Annotated in this window: 7 protein-coding genes and 1 pseudogene; 1 reads left to right on the forward strand and 7 read right to left on the reverse strand. The window is 62.0% G+C overall.

Annotated elements, in window-relative coordinates; all coding sequences use genetic code 11:
• Positions 1–284: 284 nt before the first annotated feature.
• Together IVA82_RS14480 and IVA82_RS14485 are read right to left on the reverse strand one after the other, a co-directional pair.
• Entirely contained in the window at positions 285–815 is a 531-nt protein-coding gene (locus IVA82_RS14480; RefSeq protein WP_247382772.1) for a hypothetical protein, read from the reverse strand.
• A gap of 124 nt (positions 816–939) precedes the next feature.
• Complete coding sequence (locus IVA82_RS14485) at positions 940–1,392, reverse strand: hypothetical protein (RefSeq protein WP_247382773.1); 453 nt, start codon at positions 1,390–1,392, stop codon at positions 940–942.
• A gap of 293 nt (positions 1,393–1,685) precedes the next feature.
• On the opposite strand from IVA82_RS14485, the gene IVA82_RS14490 reads away from it, so the two are divergent.
• Complete coding sequence (locus tag IVA82_RS14490) at positions 1,686–2,222, forward strand: hypothetical protein (protein WP_346658687.1); 537 nt, start codon at positions 1,686–1,688, stop codon at positions 2,220–2,222.
• A gap of 24 nt (positions 2,223–2,246) precedes the next feature.
• On the opposite strand, the gene IVA82_RS14495 is transcribed toward IVA82_RS14490, so the two are convergent.
• The 5 genes and pseudogenes from IVA82_RS14495 to IVA82_RS14515 all read right to left on the reverse strand — a co-directional run bounded on the left by IVA82_RS14495 (position 2,247) and on the right by IVA82_RS14515 (position 4,832).
• Complete coding sequence (locus tag IVA82_RS14495) at positions 2,247–2,423, reverse strand: hypothetical protein (protein ID WP_247382774.1); 177 nt, start codon at positions 2,421–2,423, stop codon at positions 2,247–2,249.
• 263 nt (positions 2,424–2,686) lie between these two features.
• Positions 2,687–3,058, reverse strand: coding sequence for a mechanosensitive ion channel domain-containing protein (locus tag IVA82_RS14500; RefSeq protein WP_247382775.1), 372 nt, complete (start codon positions 3,056–3,058; stop codon positions 2,687–2,689).
• A gap of 439 nt (positions 3,059–3,497) precedes the next feature.
• Positions 3,498–3,741, reverse strand: a pseudogene (locus IVA82_RS14505) (hypothetical protein).
• Entirely contained in the window at positions 3,738–4,184 is a 447-nt protein-coding gene (locus tag IVA82_RS14510; RefSeq protein WP_247382776.1) for a hypothetical protein, read from the reverse strand. Before IVA82_RS14510 ends, IVA82_RS14505 begins: the two are co-directional and overlap by 4 nt.
• A gap of 396 nt (positions 4,185–4,580) precedes the next feature.
• Complete coding sequence (locus IVA82_RS14515) at positions 4,581–4,832, reverse strand: transposase DNA-binding-containing protein (RefSeq protein WP_247382777.1); 252 nt, start codon at positions 4,830–4,832, stop codon at positions 4,581–4,583.
• Positions 4,833–5,643: the final 811 nt, after the last annotated feature.

Consider the following 5,643-nt stretch of genomic DNA (forward strand, 5'->3'; position numbering starts at 1 on the left):
GGGGCGTCGAGATGGCCCGCAAGGGCGGCGTGCCCGCGGACCGGGTGCTGAACGCGATGTCGCTGGCGCAGATCACCAAGTACCTACGGCAGAAGCAGCGCTCGTTCGCTAGCGCGGCCTAGCCGCTCATTCGTTCTTCGGGCCGGCTCCCCGAGATGAGCGGAAATGTTCTTCGAGGTCCTCGAGCGCGTCGCCATCCCCTACTGGAGCCGGAGCATCGGGTCCGCAAGCCGGCGCGTCATCTAGGTCTCATTGAAGTGCGGCGCGCGCGCCTTTCGTCGCGATCAGGCCGCCTCATCATCTTCGGTGTAAGACGGCATGGATTCCAGCATCTTGATCCAGAAGTCGCCGCCGTCGCGCGGCCACTCGGCCGCCTCGCCCACCTCCTTCATCATTTCCTGCCAGATCAGGTCGGCTCGGGCGCTGAGCACGTCATCGTCCACGAGGCGGAGCGTGCGGCCAAGGTCGAGATATGTCGCCTGGTACTCTTGGAGCAGAGGCGCGAGCGCGACCGCCATCTCGCGGCGCTTGTTGAGCGACTTCTCTGCGCTGATCAGCCCCAACTGCTTCTCGAATATGCATTGCATGCCGTCGAGCGCCTTCGAACGGCCGATACTGTAACGGTCCCGAAACTTGCCGGTCTTGCGCCTTGCCTTAGGCTTGATGGCGAGAGCATCGACGATCGTCGCCATGCGCCAGCGCGGTTGGGCGGCCTGATAGCCGTCAGGCGGCACATGCCGTAGCGCCCGGACCAACGTCGCCCGATCACGTTCGAGCAAATCGGCCGCTCGGTTGATAGAAAATAGATTTTTCATCTCTTTTCTGCCCTGTTGTTGTGGGGTCTACAGAATTTTATTCCCTAGCCATCGCCCGGGCGCAGGCGCAACCCGCATCAGCCCACCGCCAGGAAGGACCCAATGTTTTTGAATCTCCCGTCGGTTAAAGGAAGCTCATCTCATTTTCTTTTCGCAAGAACCGCTCTTGAACAATCAGGTCCCGTACCGCCGCGCGGCCGCCGGCGACGAATTCGCGCCCGGATGCCAGCCGCCGCTCATTGAACTTGCGACGCCTTGCTGCCGGCCAACGCACGAACCCTCGAGGAAGATACAACCACTCCGGCGGACCCAGTACTTCACTAACATTCGCCTCGCTCACAACTCCCAGCAGATGACGGCGGAAACTCACCGTCCGCCCCCAGACAGCCTCCTCGCGCTCGTTGCGGCCATCAAATGGATCGTAACGATTGGGCTCCAGGCGATAGCGCTGGCGCAGCGAACTCCTGTCCAGGATCAATACGCCGGCCGAACGCCGCTCTTCCTTCTCGCCCCTGAGGCAGGCGAAATAGGCGGCAACTTCTGGCGAGCAGCTGAAGAAAACAGCGCACTCTACCATATGAGTTTACCCGCTCGCATAACTTTCGGAAGGGCGCGAGTGCCGTGGTATATGACATCGCGTTCGCCAACGGCGGCTCGCCGCCGGATCCAGTCGAAACGTTGATCTGCCTCATGGCGACGACGCCGTCCGGGAGCAGAATGCACGCATGTCTCACTACATATTGCGATGTCCCGTCTCCGGAGAAAACGTCCAGCGCTGGATCGACGACGTGGACTGTCCCGCTTGCGGCAAGCTGCACTTCGCGAACCGAAGCACCCGCAAGCTGCTGGGGCACGAAAGCGGGTAGGCCCGTGCTGCTCGCCCGCCTGGCCGAACCGGGCGCATCCCGTACTGACGCGGTGCGCGCGATTCACCGTCCCTTAACCGAACCGGCGTCGAATCCGGGCGTGGAAAGACATCGAACTCCGAAAGTGAGCGCCGCCATGTTCAAGGACGGCACCTACTCGGCCTGGTTCAAGACGCCGCGCGGCGAGGGAACCGGCATCGTCCACTTCCAGGACGGCAAGATCTCGGGCGGCGATAGCATCATGAGCTACGGCGGCTCCTATCAGGTCTCCGGAGACAGGTTCACGGCGATGGTCGTCACGACGCGGCACACGGAGGGGCACGCGACCGTGTTCGGCATCGACGATTTGGAGCTGAAGCTCGAGGGCGTCGCGAAGGGCGAGATCGCGAAATGCACCGGCACGACCGACGCAGCGCCCGGTGTGACGTTCGAGGCGACGCTCATCCGTCGTCGCTTGGAGTCGACGGCCGAGGCCAGGACGGAACGCGCGGTCCCAAAGTTCGACGCCAGCAAGCTGCCGAAGCTGCCCCCGTCGCGATGATGGCGCCGCATGAGGCGGCTTCGTCTAACCGGAAGCCCGTGCAGCGAGAGCCTTGCCCGATCCGGCGCTGACGAGCATGGCCGCCTGGTCCAGCAGCTTCTGCTTGACGGCGTCGGCGTCGGACGGTTTGACCCGCGCGCTCACCGTCAGTTCGACGATCGGCACGGCGGGGTTCGATACGTCCACCTTCGAGACGTGCACGGCGGGCTTGTCCTGACTGTCGACGCGCGGATCGTCGTGCAGGTCGTTGAGGATTTCGTCGCCGATCGCCCAGCCGCTGCGCCTGCCGGCACCGGAAACGAGACCTTGAGCTCGCCCGTCCCCGGATAGGCGCTGTGATCGATTATCGCCGCGCCCCAGACCTGACTGTTAGGCAAGAGGATCTGCGTATTGTCGGGCCCGAGAGCTCCGTCATGAACAGGGAGAGGGCTTTCACCTTGCCCGCCTTGCCGGCGACCTCCACCTCATCGCCGAATGTGGAAGGGGCGAAACAGCAGGAGCATCACGCCCGCGGCGAGGTTCGAGAGCGTCCCCTGCAGCGCCAGGTCGATCGCGAGCGATGTGGCGCCGAGGACGGCGACGAGACTTGCCGTCTGGATTCCGAACAATTGCAGCACGGCGATCCCGACCACGACGAGCACCGCGTACCGCGCGAAGCTCGCCGCGAACACGGTGACGAGCGCGTCGATGCGATGGGTGACGGTCAGCAGGCGACTGACGAACCGCTGCGCCAGGCCCGACAGGTACCAACCGATGACGAGCAGGACGGCCGCGTAGATGGCGTTCAGTCCGTAGAGCACCAGCGAGGCCTTGAGGGTCTCGAAATTGATTGTCATGGGAGCTCCGAGGCAAACAGCCCTAGAAACGCCTTTCGGGCGCAATCGATCCGGAGGAGGGGCGGCCCGGCAGTTCCGCGTCAGGCTGGCCGGTCCGGAGCGCTCCCGGCCGTAGAACGGCCGTTCCAAAAAGCGAAATGGCCGCCGATTTTTCGGCGGCCCACCGGCTCGAAAGATGCGTTGCCGTACTCAAATGCGCCAGCCCCGGTGCTGCGTGCGCATTACCACAGACGCGGCCCTTCTTCTGCCCGGGAGACGGACTGCACTGGATTAGATCGGCGCGAAGCGCTCGCTACCAATGCGGGAACTGAATGCTCGGCAGCCCGACTCTCGCCCGTCCGGGGGCGGCGACGAATTAGTCCACGCCCTGGATCGGTTGAACCGTCAACAGGTGTCTCGGCTCGAGCGCTGAGGCTCCGCGAAGAGGGCCGAAGTCGCCTTACAGCGCGCTGAGATCGTCCGGCACCCGAACTTCCGGATCGCTTGGGCGTCCCCGAAGTCACCCGTCGCTGGATTCCCGCTGTGGCTGAAGGCCACCGCCCCGACAATGCCAGGCTTTCGCGAAAGCGCCTCGGCCTTCATCACGGCGGCATTCGGGTTGAAGCATTCGACCGCTTCGCCGGCGGCGATGCCGTCGTCGTCGGCCACGAAGGGCAGGCGACGTAGTATGTGACCTCGCTCATCTCAGTCGTCCTTGCGCTTGCTTGAGCATCGTCATCCAGAAGACTCGCCAGCTCAGGATGCAAAAGACCGAGATCAGATTGGTCAGACGCGGGGCGGTCCGGAGCTTCGAGTCGTCAGCTTTGCAGCCCGATTTAAGGATCTTGTGAAAGACTTCGATTTTCCATCTCAAGGCATACCATTTGAGCTTCTCGATAGCGTCCGCGCGGGAGCCAACAGGCAGATCTGTGATCAGCTTCCACTCTATTTTCTTTCTGTTCTTCGACGTCGCGCGCTCCTCGGCATGGATTACCGTCAAGGTCAGCGCGGGATAGCGTTTCTGCTTTCCGATCGGCGGCAAGACGCGAATCCTGCGATATCTGATTTCGAGGATGGCTTGATCGAGATTGCCGTTATTGTCTCTGACGTCGATGCGATGCCGTCCTTTGACGGCGACCTCGTCCATTTCGCCGGCGATCGTGTGATCTCCATCTCCAGCCCAAACGGTCAACGCAAGTCCTGATCACGAAATGCGTTCCAGCTTCTCGAGCCGCGCAGAACAGCTCATAGATGTCGCTCTCGCGATCACCAACATGAACGCACCGTCCCCGATCGCCCAGCAGCTCTGTGGATTGCCGGACATTGTCCAGCCACCGAATGCTCTCCTTCTTCTCGATGGGAACGCGCGTCGGATTGATCTTCTTCTTAAGCGCGGCGGTCCCCTTGAATTTCTTGCGGGTCCAGAATTTGACGGCCGTCAGTCCAAGCGGCAGCCCTTCGGTCGTCACCGCCAGGCTCGAGTGCATCAGGATGCCACAAACCGTGTGTGATCTCAGGCGACCCGCCTTGTCCCGGCCGCTGTTTATGCTCTTCGTGATCCGATCGCGTCTGAGTTCTCTCTTTGATAGCTGAACTCGGTCGTATCATGGCGCACTAGAACAGGACCGTCGGTGGCAATCGTGCGCTCACGCGTCGATTGAAAGTGGCCTGCCAGAATGTCCGCCTCACTGACCCGGTCGTTGGAGAAAAACCGATAAGCAGCCTTGGTGTTGGCCCAGTCCTGGCACACCAGCGGAATGCTTTGGCCCATGGCGCTCCCGATCTGCGCTACCACTTTGCGGAGCCGCTTGTTCAGGCGCTCGTCGGCAAGGCTGCAGCGCTGCAGCCAGCGAGCTCGCGATCAAACCATGCGTCGGCTTCTTCGTCCATTGGCACCGCCCGCTGCGAATCGGTGCCAGACAAGGAATCACGGTCGATTCCCGCGATGCAATAGTTTGTGCGCTCCCTCAGCCCACTCGACTAGATGTGGGTAATTGAAAGCCTCGCCGGAGGGAGACAGCAGAACCGCAAGCCGGTGCGGGCGCCGGCCAGCTGCCTCCGGCTCAGCCCGAAGCTCATCGCCTCCAGACCGAGCACGAGAGCAGGATTTCTCTCGTGGAAGCCATCGAGGCATTCGGGCAGTAACGAAATTGCCCAGGATCCGCTGCCTGCTCATCAATTCCGCCGCAGAACAACGAGAGAAATCAACAGCGGGTCTGGGCCCAACCTTGAGCGCTACGCCCCTGTTTCCAGCTCTAAGAAGGAAGGGGTGGCGGCTTCATCGCGTTGGCAGTGCTCACCGCGCCTCAGATCGCTCGTCAACGTCCTCGCAATTCGCAGAATTCGATCTGCTCCGTTGCTCGTCTCGGGTCGGTGCGCAACATTTATCCGAGTCATTTGCAAGCCTTTGAGGCTCTCGTTGATACGCTTCGATCGCCGCCGCAGTAGCCGCTGAGATAACAGGCTTTGTCCCTACCTGCATAGATGCCAATCTCGCATGCGAGGCAAGGCCGGGCCTATCGGCGTCGGCAGCTATGAATGGTACCAGGTGCTGGACGACTTCCTGCAGGGCAGGACAGCAATGGCAATCGACAGCAGCAACTTTG

The sequence above is a fragment of the Bradyrhizobium sp. 142 genome, from assembly GCF_023074015.1.
GTDB lineage: Bacteria > Pseudomonadota > Alphaproteobacteria > Rhizobiales > Xanthobacteraceae > Bradyrhizobium.